This is a genomic window from Microbacterium sp. Bi128, assembly GCF_918698205.1.
Window position 1 is genome coordinate 1 of record NZ_CAKKMM010000578.1, and the last position, 3033, is coordinate 3033.

The following is a 3033-nucleotide window of genomic DNA, read 5'->3' on the forward strand; positions in this document are numbered from 1 at the left end:
GGGGCACCCGCGCGATCGAGCGCCAGGAGCAGGATCCGGAGTCCGCCCTTAACCTGACCAAAGCTGCCCTGGAACTGCGCCGGCAGTTGTGGAAGAACGAGGTATTCACGCCGCTTGACGGAGGCACGTGGCGTTTTGAGGCCGGTAATCTCCTCATCTGCGAACGTAACGAGCACTTCCTCGTCGCCGTCGCAATGGGCACCGAACCTGTGAAGCTGCCCGCCGGCACGGTGCTGCTTACCGCTGCCCCGCTGGAACAGGACGGCTGGCTGCAGCCGAACAACGCGGCCTGGGTGCTGCTGGGCTGAGGCTCTGTCCCAAGCAATTTCTTGAATTCATGTTGGGGAGTTGGATTTTCCCAAAAAGGGCCCCCGAGTGAACCCGGGGGCCCTGCAGTCATGGCGCTTAGAGGGAATTGGTCCAGGCGGCCCGATCGGAGAAGAATGAAAAGACCGGCTCGTACAGGACGACGAACTTTCCTGCTTCGGCGTTCTTGTTATCAAAGCAGACGTCACCGCTGGTCTTACCACCGGGAGCGATCTCACCGGAGCTGAGCATGTTTTTACTGCCGGCAAAGCCAGTAGTCAGAATAGTGCCGGAAGGAGACTGGAGCTTCCAGTCGAACGCATTGAAGGAAATCGTTTCCTTCGACCCGTTGCTCAGGGTCACTGCCGTGCAAATGGTCTTGCCAAATGTTGCGTCACCCTTCGCGATTGGGGCTGACGTAACAGTAGCGTCGCCGATCTTAAGGGAGGCACCGGCTTTTCCAACGACATCGCTGTCCTTGGCGCCCGGGAAAGCCGCTGCTGCGGGCGCTGCGGCGCCGGCTTCTGCAGGCGCTGCGGCCGAAGCGTCTGTGGAAGGAGAGACGGCAGCCGAAGAGTCTTTCTTTCCCCCGTTGGAAACCGAGGTAATGATGATAATCACGAGAAGGATCAGGGGCAAAAGAAAGCGCTTCTTTTTGAACCAAGGCCGCGATGCCTTGCGATATGCCTTGTCCGCGGCGGCCTGAGCCTTGCCGTCACGCTTGGCGTCCGGAATAGTTTGATTCTCTGTCATGGCAGTTCCTGTCTTACTTATTTGGCTGATTCCCTGGGTGGCTTCTCCGCCATGCGGTGTCACTGAGATGTAGCCCTGTGTCATACCAGACAGATCAATCCCCCACGAGGAACTATAACCACATAGACGGGAAACATGAGTATTGGCTGGGAACTACTGGTGAGGATTCTCTGATGGGACGCCAGCGGGACACTGAAGTCCAGGAATTATTACGTCGCTACTTCGCACCGGAGCGCAGAAGCTAAGCGAAAAATTGCACTAACTCCAAGTGCTGTAAGACGAATCGTCCTCACTGCCACGCCGAACTGACTCCGGCCACTACCCGTGGGTGACAGCAGCGCCCACCAGGCCGAACAGCGTCCCGGCCGCCAATGCAATGAGGGCACGCTTCCTGGTGGGATACAGCCAGCGCACTGCGAACACGGCCACTGCCATGATGACCCCGTTGACGACGCTCAGGATCACCGCGACCCATTCGGTGCCGGTGGCCACGCCGAAACCTCCGCCGCTGCAGCCGCTGATCCCGCACCAGGCCAAACTCGCCACCATCCACTGCGGAAGACTCAGCAAAACTGCCAGCGGCACGGTCCACCAAAGCTTTCTGGCGTCCGGGGTTACCCCGCGCAGTTTCACGCCCGGGCAGTGAGGCGAGGCGCCAGGCATGCCAGCGGCCGGCACCCGTGCGCGCTTCCGGGTGCTGAGGACAATCCTTCGGAAGACACCCGCGTTGACCACCGCAAGGAGGACGTATCCCGAATAGTAGAGAACAGTAGTCAGGCCCAACTCACCCCCGGAGCCGAAAGTGCCGATGATGAAATAGCCAACCGAAACGGGCAGTGTCAGAACCACCATGGCGAGCAGCAGGCCTTCCTTGAACTTGGCATCCAGGGCCAGGTCGAAGCCTGCGGTAAGCAGCGCGGCGACAACAACGGCAACCACCACCGACAAATAGACGACGACGGCGGTTCTGGCCCAGCGCGGCAGCGAACTTTCATTCGGCCGAGATCCCCTCATCACAACGCTCCCCCTTGACGTCGTTCCGGCCCCGTCTGCGCGCGCGGACCGATACAGCCGGCACACCCACGGGCTGCGGCACTTTGATGGTCACACGCTAGGCACCCAAAGTGCTCGCCATCTGCCTTGGAGAGGTCTTCGAGCAACTGGGTAACCCGCCCGCCTGGGGCAATCCTGCGGGCCCGTTGCCCGGACCGTATGGCTGCTCGTCAAATAGTGACGCCTCTAAGATGAGGCATGGACTTCGAGGACACGCTCTGGACGGTTCTGGGGGCCGGGCTGGTTCTGCTGATGCTCGTTGACGTTTTTCGTACACTTCTTTATCCGCACGGTTCCGGTCCTCTGGGCCGGGCGATCATGCGCGGATTCTGGCTTGTATCAAGAAAACTGCGGGGCCGGGGCTCCTTCATCGCGGCACCCTTGGCGATGGCCGCTGTCATTGGCGCCTGGGCAGGCTTGGCGGCCATCGGCTGGGCTCTGCTATACCTGCCCCATCTGACGGACGGCTTTGTTTACGGAGCCGGGGTTCCGCTGCGGGCCGACTTTGCCGAAGCCCTATACATCTCCCTCGTCACTCTTTCCACCGTGGGGTTTGGCGATATCGTGGCAACGCAACCACTGCTCCGGCTGGTTGTTGCCCTCGAGGCCGTCACCGGATTCGGCTTGCTGACAGCAACGGTGACTTGGATCCTGCAGACTTTCCCTGCCCTGAACCGACGCCGGGCCCTTGCCCACCAGCTGACCCTGTTCAGGGAGGCTGCAGGTCCGGCAGGTGTATCGGCCATGGACCCCAGTCACGCTGCCGGCCTTTTGGAGGCAATTGCCGGAAACGTGGCTACGGTGAGCATAGACCTGCTTGCGTTCCACGAAACCTACTACTTCCGTGAAATTGAGCAGCGCGGCTCCCTCCCCGCCACGGTGGCCTACGCCCAGGATCTGGCATCCCAGGCCCAGCGCAGC

At 61.0% G+C, this 3033-nt stretch carries 3 protein-coding genes and 1 pseudogene; 2 read left to right on the forward strand and 2 right to left on the reverse strand.

The window, feature by feature from the left end; all coding sequences use genetic code 11:
* A pseudogene (locus LQV45_RS23175) lies at nucleotides 1-308 on the forward strand (alpha-amylase); the annotation flags it as partial.
* A 97-nt stretch (nucleotides 309-405) separates the two neighbouring features.
* Here the strand turns inward: LQV45_RS23175 and LQV45_RS23180 are convergent.
* A complete protein-coding gene (locus tag LQV45_RS23180) occupies nucleotides 406-1059 on the reverse strand; it encodes a DUF4352 domain-containing protein (protein ID WP_230009008.1) in 654 nt (217 codons plus the stop codon).
* Between the two features lie 318 nt (nucleotides 1060-1377).
* Complete coding sequence (locus LQV45_RS23185) at nucleotides 1378-2076, reverse strand: hypothetical protein (protein ID WP_230009009.1); 699 nt, start codon at nucleotides 2074-2076, stop codon at nucleotides 1378-1380.
* Between the two features lie 234 nt (nucleotides 2077-2310).
* On the opposite strand from LQV45_RS23185, the gene LQV45_RS23190 reads away from it, so the two are divergent.
* A partial coding sequence (locus LQV45_RS23190; protein WP_230009010.1) for a potassium channel family protein occupies nucleotides 2311-3033 on the forward strand: 723 nt, incomplete at its 3' end.

Coding starts and splice junctions, on each gene's coding strand:
- LQV45_RS23180 (WP_230009008.1), bottom strand. CDS start 1,059: ATGACAGAGAATCAAACTATTCCGGACGCCAAGCGTGACGGCAAGGCT.